Genomic DNA, 14352 nt, shown 5'->3' on the forward strand with positions numbered 1-14352 from the left:
GGCCGGCACAGGCTCCGATCAATGATCAGGCCGGCACCATGGCAAACCCGACCCCGAAACGGTTCCAGGCATTGATGGTGGCAATTGCCAAGGTCAGGCTGGCCACCTCGGCCGGCTCGAAGTGTTGCTGCAAGGCCTCATATTCTGCCTGCGGCGCGCCGTGCTCGGGCAGCCGGGTCAGGCTCTCCACCCAGGCCAGGGCGGCACGTTCGCGCGGGGTGAAGTAGGCGGTTTCCTGCCAGACGCACAAGGTCTGCAGGCGTGCCTCGGTCTCACCGGCCTTGCGCGCATCGTTGGCGTGCAGGTTGACGCAGTAGGCGCAGCCGTTGATCTGCGAAGCCCGCAGGCGCACCAGCTCCAGCAGGGAATTCTCCAGGCCGCTCTTGGCCAGGGCCTGCTCCAGGCCGACCATGGCTTTGTAGGCTTCGGGGGCGTGCTTGGCCCATTCGATACGGTTATGCATGGCTGTCTCCAAAGGGTGAGGGGAGGGATGGCGCTACTGTAGCGTCGCCCGTTGGCCCGCCCGATAGCCAATCACGCGCATAAGCGGGAGGCCAATCGGCCATTTGGGAGGCCACTGACAGGCATCCAATCTCTTCATTTCTGCCAGGCCGCTCAAGCCCGGATAATGACCAGGTCTTGCAACAGGAGGACCGATTGATGTCCGAAGAACGCTACATGCGCGAAGCCCTCGACCTGGCCCGCGCCAATATTCAGGCCGGTGGCCGGCCCTTCGGCGCCGTGCTCGTGTACCAGGGGCAGGTGCTGGCGCGTGCGGTCAACGAGATCCACAGCACCCAGGACCCGACCGCCCACGCCGAGATGCAGGCCATCCGCAAGGCCAGCCATGCCCTGGGCCAGGCGCGCCTGGACGGCGCCGAAATCTACGCCAGCGGCCACCCGTGCCCGATGTGCCTGGCGGCCATGCACCTGTGTGGCATCGAGCGGGCCTGGTTTGCCTACGACAACGCCGAGGGCGAAGCCTACGGTTTGTCCACCGCGGCGGTATACGCGCAGATGGCTCGCCCGCCCCAGCAGCAGAGCCTGCCGCTGCGCGCACTGAAGCCCAGCGGCGAAGCCGGTCTGTACCTTGAATGGAAACAGGCCAACGCACAATGAGAGCGGCATTGAACCTGTTGCTGGTCATCCTGCTGGCACTGAACCTGCGGCCGATCCTGACCAGTATCGGCCCGTTGCTCGAACCCATGCGCGCCAGCACCGGCCTGGGTTACCAGCAGGCAGCCTTGCTGACGGCGTTGCCGGTGCTGTGCATGGGCCTGGTGCCCTTGCTGCAACCCTGGTTGCGGCGCTGGATCAGCGAACATGGCGGCATGCTCGCTGGCCTGGCTGCCATCGCTCTGGCCTGCCTGTGGCGCCTGCAACTGGACAGCGCCTGGGCGCTGCTTGCCAGTGCGGTGGTCGCCGGCCTGGGGGTGGCGGTAGTGCAGGGCATGATGCCGGGGCTGGTCAACCGCTGGTTCCCCGGGCGCCTGGCGGGAGCGATGGGCCTGTATTCGGCAGCACTGATGAGTGGCGGCGGCCTGGCTGCCGTGCTCGGGCCGCATATCAGTGGCTACTTCGGCCGCTGGCAGGCCGGCCTGGGCCTGTGGGCGATCCCGGCCGTACTGGCGGTGCTGGCCTGGGCCGCGCTGCGGCCACGCCAGGAGGCGCCGAAGCTGGCCGGTGCCACCGGCGGGCACTGGTTCGGTACGCGCCGGGCCTGGTTGCTGGCGCTGTATTTCGGCTTGATCAACGGCGGCTACACCAGCATGGTGGCCTGGTTGCCGGCCTATCACATCGAGCACAGCGGCAGCGCCCAGGGCGGCGCCGACCTGGTTGGCCTGATGACCATCTTCCAGGTGGCCGGTGCACTGGGCCTGCCACTGTTGCTGCGACGCTGGGCAGACCGGCGCCCGGGCCTGTGCCTGGCATTGGCGATCCAGCTGGTGGGTTTCCTCGGCCTGCTGCTGGCACCAACACTGGCCTCGGGGCTGTGGGTGGCGATGATCGGTTTCGGCCTGGGGGCCTGCTTCAGCCAGAGCCTGACGCTGACCCTGGAACACCTGAAGACGCCTGCCGAGGCTGGCAGCCTGGCGGCGTTCGTGCAGGGTATCGGCTTCATCATCACCGGCATCGTGCCGTACGTCACCGGCTGGTTGCGCGATATGAGCGGTGATTTCCAGGCCTCGTGGACGCTGCTGACCGTGACTGTGGTGGCGATGCTGCTGGTAACCGCGTGCTTCAACCCACGCGGTTATGCCGCTGCCATTGCCCGCCCGGTTGTCGGGGGCAAGGCCGCGCCAGTCAACTGAGGCGCTGCAGGGTGTCGCGCACCCGGTCCAGCGCCGGGTCGATGTCCAGCAGCTCGATGGCGCCGAAGCCCAGCAACAGCCCCGGGCGCACTGGCGCTTCGCTGAAGAACGGTGCCAGCGAGTACAGGCCGACCTCCACCTTGCGCGCGAGGTTGGCCAGCAGTTCTACATCGACCCCAGGTTTGGCCAGCGCGCTGAGGTGGAAACCGGCGCTGGCGGGGATGGCGCTGAACCACGGCGCCAGGTCACCGCCCAGGCGCGCGAGGATGCGTTCGCGGCGGGCGCTGTAGACCTCGTGGCAACGGCGTATGTGCTTGTTCAGGTGGCCTTCGCCGAGAAACCGCGCCAGTGCCCACTGCAACAGGGTCGGGCTGTGCCAGTCGCTGAGGTGCTTGGCCACGCAGGCGGCCTTCAACACGGCGGGCGGTAGTACGGCGTAGCCCAGGCGCAGCTCGGGCAGCAAGGTCTTGGAAAAGGTCCCCACATAGGCCACCAGGCCATGGCGGTCGAGGCGCTGCAAAGCATCCGCGGCGGGGCCGTGGTAGCGGAATTCGCAGTCGTAGTCGTCTTCGATGATCAGTGCACCCAGCTCGGCGGCCCGTGCCAGCAGGGCGTGCCGGCGTGGCTCGCTCATCGGCATGCCCAGCGGGAACTGGTGCGAGGGCGTCACATAGATCAGCCGGGTGCCGTCGGCGATCTGCTCCACGCACAGGCCTTCATCGTCCACCGGTACCGATTGCAGGCGTGCGCCCAGGGCCAGGAACAGTTGCCGCGCCGGCGGGTAGCCGGGGTCTTCCATGGCCACCTGGCAACCTGGCTCGACCAGCACCCGGGCGATCAGGTCCAGTGCCTGCTGGGCGCCGTTGCACACCAGCAGGTCGGCGGCGCTGCAGTGCACGCCGCGGGCGTAGGCGACATGGTGGGCGATGGCCTCGCGCAGCTCTGGCAGGCCCTGGGCCGCGAACTGTCGCTCGGGGTGACGCTGGCTGCGGCGCAGGGCATAGTTCAGGCAACTGCGCCACTGGTCGAACGGGAACTGCGCCTTGCTCGACGCCCCGCCGATAAAGTCATAGCGCGAGGGTGCCTCCAACTGACGTTGGCTCAGCACGGTGGCGCGTTGCCGCCAGCGTTCGAGCGAGGCGGCACCGGCCAGGGGAATGGCGCTTGATTCGCTGTTGCGCAGCGGCTGGCGCGGGGTGATGAAGGTGCCACGGCCGACCACGCCGCTTAGCAGATTGTCGTAGGTCAGCCGGGAATAGGCCTCGGCAACGGTCTTGCGCGATACGCCCAACTGCACTGCCAGCAGGCGGCTTGGCGGCAGTTGAGTGCCGGCGGCCAGATGGCCGCTGTCGATGCCGGCACGCAGTTGCTGGTAAAGCTGGTCTGCCAGGCCTTTGCGGCCTTCCAGGCGAATGTGCAGTTCCATGGTGTGGTCCGGAGCAGGGGATTGCTCAGGATAGCGGATTGGCTGGGGAAGGGCAGGGGGCCGCTTTGCGGCCCATCGCGACACAAGGCCGCTCCCACAGTAACATCACAGACTTTGAATGCAGCGCTGTACCTGTGGGAGCGGCCTTGTGTCGCGATGGGGTGCGAAGCACCCCCGGAAAGCCAACGCAAACTCAGATCCGGGCAGTGCTCACCGTGATGTAGCCCTTGTCCGCCAGCGCAATGCGTATCACCGTCTCGTCCGCCGGCGCCTTGCGGTTGCGTTTGATGCGCACGCCTTCCACCGCCGCCGCTTTCATATGCTCGGAAATGACCCGCCCGTTCGGGTCGAAGAACACCTCGCTGGCCAGCAACTCGATACGCTCGATCAGTTGGCGGGAGCGTTCATCGGTGGCGCAGAAGAACATCACCCCCGACAGGTGGGGGTCTTCATCCGGGTTGTTCATGTCATGGGCCAGCAGTTCGCGCAGGGTGCTGCGCAATTCGGCGGTGGGGCGGGCGTACGGGTGCATGCATAAACTCCTCTGGATCGCGACCTTGCGTCATCCAGTGCCGATCATGTTTTCAGTGGGCAGGGCCCACAATTAGGACGCTTCCGAGCGTCTTGTAGGAAATTTCTGAAGCGACCGGGATGCCCCCCAAGCTGGCGAGAGGACGGTGCCTGCGGCACAATCTGCCGCCCGCTACCTGCCTTGCCGAGGATTGCCATGAACAGCCATTTCCAAGCCATCGACCTGAAAAAGGCCTATCGCCTGCTGAACCACGGCCCGACGGTGCTGGTGTCGGCCAGCCACGAAGGGGTGGACAATGTCATGGCGGCTGCCTGGGCCTGTGCGCTGGATTTCGATCCACCCAAGGTGACCGTGGTGCTCGACAAGAGCGCCCGCACCCGGCAGTTGGTGGAGGGCAGTGGCTGGTTCGTCATTCAGGTGCCAACCGCGGCGCAGGCGCAACTGACCCATCAGGTGGGTACCCGCAGCCTGTTCGACCAGCCTGACAAGCTCGCCAGCATTGGTGTGCAGCTGGCGCGGGTCGAGGGGCATGCGGCGCCGTTGGTGGAGGGCTGTTCGGCCTGGTTGATGTGTCGGGTGATCGACGAGCCGCACAACCAGAATACTTACGACCTGTTCATTGGCGAGGTGGTGGCGGCCTGGGCCGATGACCGGGTGTTCCGCGATGGCCACTGGGCCTACGAGCATGCCGACCCGCAGTGGCGCAGTTTGCACTATGTGGCGGGTGGGCATTTTTATGCGATTGGCGAGCCGCTGGTGGTCGATTCGCAAAATTGATTACACCGGCACCGGCCTCATCGCCGGCAAGCCGGCTCCCACAGGTATCCCCCAGGCCTGAAGCCTGTGTGGTCCTGTGGGCGCTGGCTTGCTGGCGATCGGGCCGCATGGCGGCCCCTGTCAGCATCAGCGCCCGACATCCTGCTTGAAGCGCAAGCGCCAGCCATGCAGCAACGGTTCGGTATAGCCACTGGGCTGCTGCCGCCCCTTAAACACCAGCTCACGCGCAGCGCGGAAGGCATGCGATGCCTCGAAACCGGCCGCCATCGGCCGGTACGCCGGGTCCCCGGCATTCTGCTGGTCGACCACGCGGGCCATGCGTTGCAAGGTCGCCTCGACCTGTTCGGCATCGACCACCCCATGGTGCAGCCAGTTGGCAATGTGCTGCGCCGAAATCCGCAGGGTCGCGCGGTCTTCCATCAGGCCCACATCATGGATATCCGGCACCTTGGAGCAGCCGACGCCTTGCTCGACCCAGCGCACCACGTAACCGAGGATACCTTGGCAGTTGTTGTCCAGTTCGGCCTGGATGTCGGCTGCGCTCCAGGGCCGCTCGGGGCTGACCGGGACGCTGAGCAGGTCATGCAGCAACTCCGCGCGCTGGGCATTCAGGTCAATCTGTTCCAGCGTTTGCTGCACGGCCGCCACATCTACCTGGTGGTAGTGCAGCGCATGCAGTGTTGCGGCGGTGGGTGAGGGCACCCAGGCTGTGTTGGCTCCGGCCTTGGGCTGGGCGATTTTCTGTTCGAGCATGGCCGCCATCAGGTCGGGCATGGCCCACATGCCCTTGCCGATCTGCGCCTTGCCGCGCAGGCCACAGGCCAGCCCCACCAGTACGTTGCTGCGCTCGTAGGCCTGGATCCAGGCGCTGCCCTTCATGTCGCCCTTGCGCAGCATGGCGCCGGCTTCCATGGCCGTGTGCATCTCGTCACCGGTGCGGTCGAGGAAGCCGGTGTTGATGAACACCACACGTGACGCGGCGCTGGCGATGCAGGCCTTGAGGTTGACGCTGGTACGCCGCTCCTCGTCCATGATGCCCATCTTCAGCGTGTGTGCGGGCAGGCCCAACAGGGCTTCGACGCGGCCGAACAGCTGGTCGGCAAAGGCCACCTCGGCCGGTCCGTGCATCTTTGGCTTGACGATGTACAGGCTGCCTTCGCGGGAGTTGCCGCGGCGCTTGAGGTCATGCAGGCCGATCAGGCTGGTGACCACGGCATCGAGGATGCCCTCCGGGATTTCCCGGCCATCGCGGTCGTGGATGGCCGGGTTGGTCATCAGGTGGCCGACGTTGCGGATAAACAGCAGCGAGCGGCCCGGCAGGGTCAGTGGCTGGCCGTTAGCGCCGCGGTAGTGGCGGTCTTCGGCCAGGGTGCGGTTGAAGGTTTTGCCGCCCTTGCTGACCTGCTCGCTGAGGTCGCCTTTCATCAGGCCCAGCCAGTTGCGGTAGACGTTGACCTTGTCGTCGGCGTCCACGGCAGCTACCGAGTCCTCGCAGTCGATGATGGTGGTGAGCGCGGCTTCCAGGAGGATGTCCTTGACCCCGGCCGGGTCCTGCTGGCCGATCGCGTTGGCCGGGTCGACCTGGATTTCGAAATGCAGTTGGTGGTGCTGCAACAGGATCGCTGTTGGCGTGTTCGGCTCACCTTGGTAGCCACGCAGTTGCGCGGGCTGCCTGAGGCCGACCTGGCGGCCATCGGCCAGGGTTACCTGCAGCATGCCCTGGTTGATCGCGTAGGCCTTGGCGTCGTTGTGCGACGCACCGTCGAGCGGGGCAGAGGTATCGAGGAACTGTCGGCCATAGGCGATCACCTTGGCGCCGCGTTGCGGGTTGTAGCCCTGGCCACGTTCGGCGCCACCGGTTTCGGCGATGGCATCGGTGCCGTACAGGGCATCGTAGAGCGAGCCCCAGCGGGCGTTGGCAGCATTCAGGGCGTAGCGGGCGTTGCTCAGCGGCACCACCAGTTGCGGGCCGGCCTGTACGGCAATTTCGCGGTCTACGTTACGGGTGCTGACCTGCACGCTTGCGGGTGCCTCCACGAGGTAGCCGATGCCCTGCAGGAAATGCTGGTAGGCGGCCATGTCACGGATCGGGCCGGGGTGCTGGCGGTGCCAGTTGTCCAGTTCGGTCTGCAGGCGCTCGCGTTCGGCGAGCAGGGCGCGGTTTTGCGGGGCGAGGTCATGGACCAGGGTGCTGAAGCCTTGCCAGAAGGAGTGGGCTTCGATGCCGGTGCCGGGGAGCACTTCGTCTTCGATGAAGCGCTGCAGGGTGGGGGCGATCTGGAGTGGATGGTTTGGCATTGTCTGTTCGCTCTATGTTCAGGCTTCTGGAAAGTTGTTGCCTGTGCCGGCCTCTTCGCGGGTTAACCCGCTCCCACAGGTACTGCACAGGTCTCAGGTCTTGTGAAAACCCTGTAGGAGCGGGCAAGCCCGCGAAGAGGCCGGCACAGAATTCAGAGGGCAGCCGCCCCGGCCTTGGCCACTTGGGCATCCTGCTCGGCCTTGACCCCGGATACGCCGATCGCCCCTACCACCTGCCCATCCACCCGCAGCGGCACGCCACCTTCCAGGCTGGTCAGCAGCGGTGCCGTGACGAAAGCAGTACGGCCACCATTGACCATCTCCTCGTAATCCCGCGTCTCCTTGCGCCCCAGCGCGGCAGTGCGGGCCTTTTCCAACGCGATATAGGCGCTGGCCGGCGCGCAGCCGTCCAGGCGCTCCAGGGCCAGCGGGTGGCCGCCGTCGTCGACCACGGCAATGGTCACGTTCCATTGTTGCGCCTGGGCTTCCTGGCGGGCGGCGGTCAGCACGCGGGTGACTTCGGCCTGGCCGATCACGGACTTGCTATGCATGGTGGTTCTCCGGGTTCAAGGCTGCTTCGACGATTTCGATCCAGTGTCGCACTGGTGTGCGCCCGGCCCCGTCGAGGTGGGCCTGGCAGCCAATGTTGGCGGTGGCGATGACTTGCGGTTTGCCGCTTTCCAGGGCGTTGAGGCGGTTGTCACGCAGTTGCAGCGACAGCTCAGGCTGGGTCAGCGAATAGGTGCCGGCCGAGCCGCAGCACAGGTGGCCGTCCGGTACCGGGGTCAAGGTGAAGCCCAGGCGTGTCAGCAACGCCTCCACCGCACCGCCCAGCTTCAGCGCGTGCTGCAGGGTGCACGGGCAATGGAAGGCCAGGCGCTGTTCGGCGCACAGGCCCAGTTGCTCGACCGGCTCGTCGCGCAGCACCTCCACCAGATCGCGGGACAGGGCGCTGACCCGTGCGGCCTTGGCGGCGTAGCGTGGGTCCTTTTCCAGCAGGTGGCCGTAGTCGCGCACGAACGCGCCGCAGCCGCTGGCGGTTTGCACGATAGCCTCGGCGCCTGCCTCGATGGCTGGCCACCAGGCATCGATATTGCGCCGCGCCCGCTGCAAGCCTTGTTCCTGGGCATTGAGGTGATAGTCCACCGCGCCACAGCAGCCGGCCTGCTGGATCGGTACCACGCTGATGCCCAGGCGATCCAGCAGGCGTGCGGCAGCAGCATTGGTATTGGGCGACAGCGCCGGTTGCACGCAGCCTTCGAGCATCAGCACCCGACGCGCATGGCGCGGCGCGGGGCGTTGGCCGGGGGCGGTGACTCGCGCCGGCAGCTTGCGCTTGAGCGTGGCCGGCAGCAGCGGGCGCAGGGCCTGGCCGCCGCGGGTCAGGGCCTTGAACAGCGCCGGGCGTGGCACCACTGCACGCAGGCCCTGGCGCAGCAGGCGCTGGCCGAGCGGGCGCGGCACCTGCTGTTCGACCACGGCGCGGCCGATGTCCAGCAGGTCGTGGTACTTCACCCCGGAAGGACAGGTGGTTTCACAGTTGCGGCAGGTCAGGCAGCGATCCAGGTGCAACTGGGTGCTGGCGGTGATCGGCGCGCCTTCGAGCATCTGCTTGATCAGGTAGATGCGCCCGCGTGGGCCGTCCAGTTCATCGCCCAGCAGCTGGTAGGTGGGGCACGTGGCGGTGCAGAAGCCACAGTGCACGCAGGAGCGCAGGATGCTTTCGGCCTCGTCGGCGCGGGCCAGGCGCCGGGCGGTTTCACTCAGGTTGGTTTGCATGGTCTGGCCTCACAGGTCCGGGTACAGGCGGCCAGGGTTGAACACCCCCTGGGGGTCGAGTTGCTGCTTGAGCGCACGGTGGTAGCGCATCAGCGCAGCGGGCAGCGGTGGGCTGCTGGCAGCGCCAGGGGCATGGCAGGTGGCATGGCCACCGACCTTGGCCACCTGCCGGCGGATGTCCTGTGCCGGTGCCGTGGACTTGAGCCAGCGCTGGGCTCCACCCCAGTCGATCAGCTGCTGGCCGGGCAGGTCCAGGTCGCCGGTGGCGTTGGGCACGGACAGGCGCCACAGCGGCGCGGGGTCGGCAAAGAATGCCAGGCGCTGCTCGCGCAGGTCGCTCCAGAAGCGGCTGTCCAGTGCTTCGCCGCCCAGGCGTTGGCGCGCCGACTGCACCGAGCCTTCTCCGCCTTCCAGGCGCAGGTACAGCGCGTCGCCGTCATGGCAGGCCGCGCTGATCGGCAGCGGCTGCTGGCCCCACTCGGCCAGCGCCGCCAGCGCCTGGTGGCGGCCCATCGGCAGGCGCAGGCTGAGGCATTGGCGTGGGCGGGGCAGTACTTTCAGCGACACTTCGGTCAGCAACCCGAGGCAGCCGAAGCTGCCCGCCATCAGCCGCGACACGTCATAGCCGGCGACGTTCTTCATCACTTCGCCACCAAAGCGCAGCAGCTTGCCGTGGCCGGTGATCACCCGCGTGCCCAACACATAGTCGCGCACTGACCCGGCCCACGGCCGCCGTGGGCCTGACAGCCCGGCCGCGACCATGCCACCCAGGGTGGCGTCGGGGCCAAGGTGTGGTGGTTCGCAAGGCAGCATCTGGCCAGCTTCGTGTAGCGCCGCCTCGATCTCGCGCAGTGGCGTGCCGGCGCGGGCGGTGAGCACCAGTTCGGTCGGGTCGTAGCTGACGATGCCCCGGTGGCTGCGGGTGTCCAGCACCTCGCCGTCCACCGGGCAGCCGAGCATGGCCTTGCTGTTGCCGCCCTGGATACGCAGCGGCGTGGCCTGGTTCAGCGCCTGGTTGACCTGCTCCAGCAGGGCCTGGCTGATGTCGCGGTCCATGCTCATCAGAAGCGCTCCAGTTCGGGGAAGGGCAGTTGCCCATGGTGCACATGCATGGCGCCGAACTCGGCGCAGCGGTGCAGGGTGGGGATGTTCTTGCCGGGGTTGAGCAGGCCCTGTGGATCGAAGGCGGCCTTGACCGCATGGAACAGGGTGATTTCGTCGCTGTTGAACTGTGCGCACATCTGGTTGATCTTCTCGCGCCCCACGCCGTGCTCGCCGGTGATGCTGCCGCCCACGGCCACACACAGTTCGAGGATCTTGCCGCCGATGGCTTCGGCACGTTCCAGCTCGCCGGGCAGGTTGGCATCGAACAGGATCAGCGGGTGCATGTTGCCATCGCCAGCGTGGAATACGTTGGCCACGCGCAGACCGTATTCGCTGGACAGTTCGCTGATGCCCTTGAGCACGCGCGGTAGTTCGCGGCGCGGGATGGTGCCGTCCATGCAGTAGTAGTCCGGGGAAATGCGCCCCACCGCCGGGAAGGCGTTCTTGCGCCCTGCCCAGAAGCGCACGCGCTCGGCCTCGTCGCAGGCCAGCCGTACATCACGCGCGCCGGCTTGCGCCAGCACGGCGGCGACCCGTTCGCAGTCGTCGTGCACATCGGCCTCGACGCCATCCAGCTCGCACAGCAGGATGGCCGCAGCATCCACCGGGTAGCCGGCGTGGATGAAGTCTTCGGCAGCGCGAATGGCCAGGTTGTCCATCATCTCAAGGCCGCCGGGGATGATCCCGGCAGCGATGATTTCGGCTACCGCCCGGCCGGCGTCCTCGACGCTGTCGAAACTGGCCAGCAGCACCCGTGCGACCTGGGGCTTGGGCAACAGCTTGACGGTGACTTCGGTGACGATGCCGAGCATGCCTTCGGAACCGGTGAACAGCGCCAGCAGGTCGAAACCCGGGCTGTCCAGGGCATCGCTGCCGAGGGTCAGGTGCTCGCCCTCGACGGTGAGGATGTCCACCTTGAGCAGGTTGTGCACGGTCAGGCCGTACTTCAGGCAATGCACGCCACCGGCGTTTTCGGCGACATTACCGCCGATGGAGCAGGCGATTTGCGAGGACGGGTCCGGCGCATAGTACAGGCCGTGGGGTGCGGCAGCCTGAGAGATGGCCAGGTTGCGCACGCCAGGCTGCACACGGGCGAAGCGGCCCTGCGGGTTGACTTCGAGAATGCGGTTGAAGCGCGCCATCACCAGCAGAATGCCTTTGGCCAGCGGCAGGGCGCCGCCCGACAGGCCGGTACCGGCACCGCGTGCCACCACCGGTACGCCACGCTGGTGGCAGAGCCTGAGCAGCGCCTGCACCTGTTCCAGGCGCTCGGGTAGCACCACCAGCAGCGGCACCGTGCGGTAGGCCGAGAGGCCGTCGCATTCATAGGGCTTGAGGTCTTCCTCGCGGTGCAGGATCTCGAGGTCCGGCAGGGCAGCGCGCAGCGCCTGCAGCAGCGTGCCCCGGTCTATGTCGGGCAGTGCGCCATCGACGCGTTCGTCGTACAGGATATTCATCGGCTCACTCGGCAACGGTTTTTGTTGTTGTTGGCAAAGCGTTCTCCCTTGCAGCCTGCGCGTGGCAGCGGCCGGGGTCGAGCACGGGGTGAACTGGTCCTACCAGTTTTTGCTACGGGTACTGGCTATTGACAGCTTTGCCCGGCTAGATTGAGGCAGGTGTTCGAAGTGGTCCTACCAGTAGGAGGGTGCGCAGTGGGTACTGAAGGCAAGGCCAAGGTCGCCGACCAGGTGGCCGAACGGGTCGAGCGGCTGATCGTGGAAGGCGTGCTGAAGGTGGGCCAGGCGCTGCCGTCGGAGCGACGCCTGGTGGACAAGCTGGGTTGCTCGCGCTCGGCGCTGCGAGAAGGTCTGCGCATCCTGCGCGGGCGCGGCATCATCGACACCGAGCAGGGGCGCGGCTCGTTCGTTGCAGACCTGACGGGCCAGGCGGGTGCCACGCCTTTGATGCACTTGTTCAGCTCGCAGCCGCGCACGCTGTTCGACCTGCTGGAAGTACGGGCGTTGCTGGAGGCCGAATCGGCGCGCCTGGCGGCGTTGCGGGCCACCGAGGTCGACCGTTTGCTGATTCGTCGGCGTTATGAAGAAATGCTGGCTGCGCACGATGCCCCCGAAGCGATCGATGCCCGTGAACATGCCCGCCGCGACCATGCCTTTCACCGGGCGATCAGCGAGGCGTCGCACAACCCGGTGCTGGTGCATACCTTGCAATCGCTCAGTGACCTGACCTTGAGCACGGTGTTCGCCTCGGTCAACAACCTGTATTGCCGTCCGGCACAGAAGCGCCAGATCGACCGCCAGCATGCGCGGTTGTATCACGCCGTGATGGAGCAACTGCCCGAGCAGGCGCAGCGCGCGGCGCGTGAGCATATCAACGGGATCCGCGACAGCTTGCGTGAGATCGAGCAGGAAGAGCAGCGGTTGGTAAGGGCGACGATGCGCATGGATGGCTGGGGTTGAGGTTTTGCCTGTGCCGGCCCTTTCGCGGGTAAACCCGCTCCTACAGGGGACCACACTGGGTTTGAAGTCGGTGCGGTTCCTGTGGGAGCGGGTTTACCCGCGAAGAGGCCGGTGCAGGATTACCTTAATCAATGATCGGCTATGCGGTCATCCTGCGAGAGGATGGCCCGGGCCAGCTCTTCATCATTGGCCTGCAGGCCAGGGTGGTCCTTGCGGGCTTGTTCCAGCGCCGACTCCACATAGGCGCCACGGATTGCACCACCGCTGGCGACGTAGGCCGAAAGTTCGTCACGCGCCGGGATGATCCGTTTGTCGTCCTTGAAGGTCGAGTAAAGCGAGGCGGAAACACCGGCCGAGGTTGCGACGTCGCCTGCGTCGACGTCAGCCAGGGCAGCACCGGCAGGCAGCAGGAGCAGCAGCGCAGGGGCGAGGAGTAGGTGGCGCATGGTGTGTTCTCCAGTAGCATGAAGCCCAAGTAATTGAACCACTCAGTGTTTAAGAAAGCGCAGGTGGGGTGGTAGTTCCCTTGTTAGTCCCGGGAAACAGGCATTGACCATGTCGAGTCAGGCGTGATTTGCTCGGGCTGATGGCCCAATCATTCAAAGGACACTGAAGGTTCTCGCCCATGCCCGACTACAAGCTGCACTGTTTCGCCGAATCCGGAAACGCCTACAAGGCCGCGCTCATGCTTGAACTCACCGGCCAGGACTGGCAGCCGGTGTTCGTCGACTTCTTCAATGGCCAAACCCGCGAACAAGCCTGGCGCGAAGAGGTGAACGAGCAAGGCGAGGTGCCGGTGCTGGAACACGCCGGCAAGTCCATCACCCAGTCTGCCCTGATCCTTGACTACCTCGCAGAAAAAACCGGGCAGTTCGGCCCCCGCGACGAAGACGAAAAGCGCGAGATCTGGCGCTGGATGCTGTTCGACAACCACAAGTTCACCAGCTACTACGCAGCGCTGCGCTTTCTTTTCTGCCTGAAGAAAACCGGCGAAACGGACGTGACCCGGTTCCTGCGTGAACGTGCCACGGCGGCCTACCGTATTGTCGACGCGCACTTGGCGAAGACGCCGTTCATGGTCGGTGGCCGGCTGACTATCGCTGACCTGTCGCTGGCGGGGTATGTGTTCATGCCGGAGGACACTGGCATTGCGTTGGCGCAGTTCACCCACATCGAGGCATGGAAGGCGCGGATCCAGGGGTTGCCAGGGTGGAAGCACCCGTATGAGCTGATGCCACGCGCGGCCTCCTGACCAATCCGGCTCGCCGGGCCATGGTGCAGTAGCCTTTGGCGAGCCAACCATTCTGATGATCGGTCGGTGACAAGCGCAGCGGGGTGGCTACGCTCAAAAAAATCAAGAAACATTCTGAAATATTTGGCCAGCAGGCCCTGAAGGATCTCGTTCAACCGCTGCAGATGGAAGGTCGCGCTGGTTTGCAGGTCGCCCCATGGGGGGGCCGGAAATCACAGGGTGCGTCATGCAACCCTGTGCTACTCCAAGCGGAGGCTCATCATGCTCAGGAAATGCTTGCTGGCTTTGGCTATCGGTGCTGTGCTGTCGGCTTCGGCTGTGTTGGTGCCTGACTCCATTGGCGGTACCTCCAGCGCGTATGCGAAGGATGGTAGCGGTGGTGGTGGTGGTGGTGGTGGCCATGGTGGCGGTGGTGGTGGAAGCGGCGGTGGCGGTGGCCATGGCGGCGGAGGAGG

The 14352-nt window shown here is 66.0% G+C and carries 14 protein-coding genes and 1 pseudogene; 6 read left to right on the forward strand and 9 right to left on the reverse strand.

Annotation, left to right across the window (positions count from 1 at the left end; translation table 11 throughout):
- Positions 1-25 precede the first annotated feature (25 nt).
- Positions 26-463, reverse strand: a complete 438-nt coding sequence (locus tag J5M71_RS23860) for a carboxymuconolactone decarboxylase family protein (RefSeq protein WP_207837676.1) — start codon at positions 461-463, stop codon at positions 26-28.
- A gap of 197 nt (positions 464-660) precedes the next feature.
- On the opposite strand from J5M71_RS23860, the gene J5M71_RS23865 reads away from it, so the two are divergent.
- Together J5M71_RS23865 and J5M71_RS23870 are read left to right on the forward strand one after the other, a co-directional pair.
- Positions 661-1119: a nucleoside deaminase gene (locus J5M71_RS23865; protein WP_063914918.1), complete on the forward strand. Its 459-nt coding sequence runs from the start codon at positions 661-663 to the stop codon at positions 1117-1119.
- On the forward strand, positions 1116-2312 hold the full coding sequence (locus tag J5M71_RS23870; protein ID WP_207837678.1) for a cyanate transporter: 1197 nt from the start codon (positions 1116-1118) through the stop codon (positions 2310-2312). Before J5M71_RS23865 ends, J5M71_RS23870 begins: the two co-directional genes overlap by 4 nt.
- Here J5M71_RS23870 and J5M71_RS23875 read toward each other — a convergent pair.
- Together J5M71_RS23875 and J5M71_RS23880 are read right to left on the reverse strand one after the other, a co-directional pair.
- The gene (locus J5M71_RS23875; RefSeq protein WP_207837680.1) at positions 2305-3738 is read right to left on the reverse strand and encodes a PLP-dependent aminotransferase family protein; all 1434 of its coding nucleotides are present in this window, start codon (positions 3736-3738) and stop codon (positions 2305-2307) included. The two genes, J5M71_RS23870 and J5M71_RS23875, sit on opposite strands and share 8 nt — an antisense overlap.
- Positions 3739-3931: 193 nt before the next feature.
- The gene (locus tag J5M71_RS23880) at positions 3932-4270 is read right to left on the reverse strand and encodes a hypothetical protein (RefSeq protein WP_207837681.1); all 339 of its coding nucleotides are present in this window, start codon (positions 4268-4270) and stop codon (positions 3932-3934) included.
- A gap of 195 nt (positions 4271-4465) precedes the next feature.
- On the opposite strand from J5M71_RS23880, the gene J5M71_RS23885 reads away from it, so the two are divergent.
- Positions 4466-5047 carry a flavin reductase family protein gene (locus tag J5M71_RS23885; protein WP_207837683.1) on the forward strand — a complete coding sequence of 194 codons (582 nt, stop codon included), beginning with the start codon at positions 4466-4468 and terminating at the stop codon, positions 5045-5047.
- A gap of 126 nt (positions 5048-5173) precedes the next feature.
- Here the strand turns inward: J5M71_RS23885 and J5M71_RS23890 are convergent, their stop codons facing one another.
- The 5 genes from J5M71_RS23890 to glcD form a co-directional block, all read right to left on the reverse strand.
- On the reverse strand, positions 5174-7345 hold the full coding sequence (locus J5M71_RS23890) for a malate synthase G (protein ID WP_207837685.1): 2172 nt from the start codon (positions 7343-7345) through the stop codon (positions 5174-5176).
- 152 nt (positions 7346-7497) lie between these two features.
- Entirely contained in the window at positions 7498-7896 is a 399-nt protein-coding gene (locus tag J5M71_RS23895) for a heme-binding protein (protein ID WP_207837687.1), read from the reverse strand.
- A complete protein-coding gene (gene glcF / locus J5M71_RS23900) occupies positions 7889-9124 on the reverse strand; it encodes a glycolate oxidase subunit GlcF (protein WP_207837690.1) in 1236 nt (411 codons plus the stop codon). The genes J5M71_RS23895 and glcF overlap by 8 nt, the downstream gene beginning before the upstream one ends.
- A gap of 9 nt (positions 9125-9133) precedes the next feature.
- Positions 9134-10186 carry a glycolate oxidase subunit GlcE gene (gene glcE / locus J5M71_RS23905; RefSeq protein WP_207837692.1) on the reverse strand — a complete coding sequence of 351 codons (1053 nt, stop codon included), beginning with the start codon at positions 10184-10186 and terminating at the stop codon, positions 9134-9136.
- On the reverse strand, positions 10186-11685 hold the full coding sequence (glcD, locus tag J5M71_RS23910; RefSeq protein WP_207837694.1) for a glycolate oxidase subunit GlcD: 1500 nt from the start codon (positions 11683-11685) through the stop codon (positions 10186-10188). The genes glcE and glcD overlap by 1 nt, the downstream gene beginning before the upstream one ends.
- 195 nt (positions 11686-11880) lie before the next feature.
- Here glcD and glcC point away from each other — a divergent pair, with 195 nt between their 5' ends.
- The gene (gene glcC / locus J5M71_RS23915; protein ID WP_207837696.1) at positions 11881-12645 is read left to right on the forward strand and encodes a transcriptional regulator GlcC; all 765 of its coding nucleotides are present in this window, start codon (positions 11881-11883) and stop codon (positions 12643-12645) included.
- Positions 12646-12773: 128 nt separating this feature from the next.
- On the opposite strand, the gene J5M71_RS23920 is transcribed toward glcC, so the two are convergent.
- Positions 12774-13091 carry a DUF2388 domain-containing protein gene (locus J5M71_RS23920; protein WP_207837698.1) on the reverse strand — a complete coding sequence of 106 codons (318 nt, stop codon included), beginning with the start codon at positions 13089-13091 and terminating at the stop codon, positions 12774-12776.
- A gap of 179 nt (positions 13092-13270) precedes the next feature.
- Here J5M71_RS23920 and J5M71_RS23925 point away from each other — a divergent pair, with 179 nt between their 5' ends.
- The gene (locus J5M71_RS23925) at positions 13271-13897 is read left to right on the forward strand and encodes a glutathione S-transferase (RefSeq protein ID WP_207837700.1); all 627 of its coding nucleotides are present in this window, start codon (positions 13271-13273) and stop codon (positions 13895-13897) included.
- A 258-nt stretch (positions 13898-14155) separates the two neighbouring features.
- Positions 14156-14352 (forward strand): annotated as a pseudogene (locus tag J5M71_RS29370) (hypothetical protein); the annotation flags it as partial.

Origin of the sequence: Pseudomonas sp. 43(2021), assembly GCF_017490805.1 — a bacterium.
In the GTDB taxonomy this organism is placed as follows: Bacteria; Pseudomonadota; Gammaproteobacteria; order Pseudomonadales; family Pseudomonadaceae; genus Aquipseudomonas.